Consider the following 621-nt stretch of genomic DNA (forward strand, 5'->3'; position numbering starts at 1 on the left):
ACCGCACCCGCACCACCAACCTCGACGCCTACACCCACCAAGACCTCCCCTTCGACTACCTCGTCGAAGCCCTCAACCCCAACCGCTCCCTCGCCCGCCACCCCCTCTTCCAAATCGCCCTCGCCTTGCAGAACTTCCGCCAACCCGACATCCAACTGCCCGACACCCGCATCAGCACCGAACGCGTCCATACCGGCGTCGCCCCCTTCGATCTCGCCTTTTTCCTCAGCGATCACTACGACGACACCGGTGCCCCCAACGGCATCCAAGGCGAAGTCGAATACGCCACCGACCTGTTCGACCACACCACCGTCGAACAGCTCATCCACCGGCTGCAAACCCTCCTGACCGCTGCCGTCGCCCACCCCGACGCCCCCATCAGCGACCTCGACATCCTCCTCCCAGGAGAACGCGAGGAACTCCTCACCCACTACGAGGACACCAGCGAACCCATCACCCTCATCGAGCGCTTCCAGCACCGGGAAACCAGCACTCCCGACGCCATCGCCGTCACCGACGGGATCACCACCCTCACCTACCGCCAACTCAACGAACGCGCCAACCAACTCGCACACCACCTCATAACCCACCACCACGCAGGCCCCGACACCTACATCGCCG

The 621-nt window shown here is 64.4% G+C and carries 1 protein-coding gene; it reads left to right on the forward strand.

Annotated features, from left to right (window positions below):
* A partial coding sequence (locus ABGB18_RS49390) for a condensation domain-containing protein (protein ID WP_347702669.1) occupies positions 1–621 on the forward strand: 621 nt, incomplete at both ends.

This window comes from Nonomuraea sp. B12E4, assembly GCF_039871825.1.
Taxonomy (GTDB): domain Bacteria; phylum Actinomycetota; class Actinomycetes; order Streptosporangiales; family Streptosporangiaceae; genus Nonomuraea.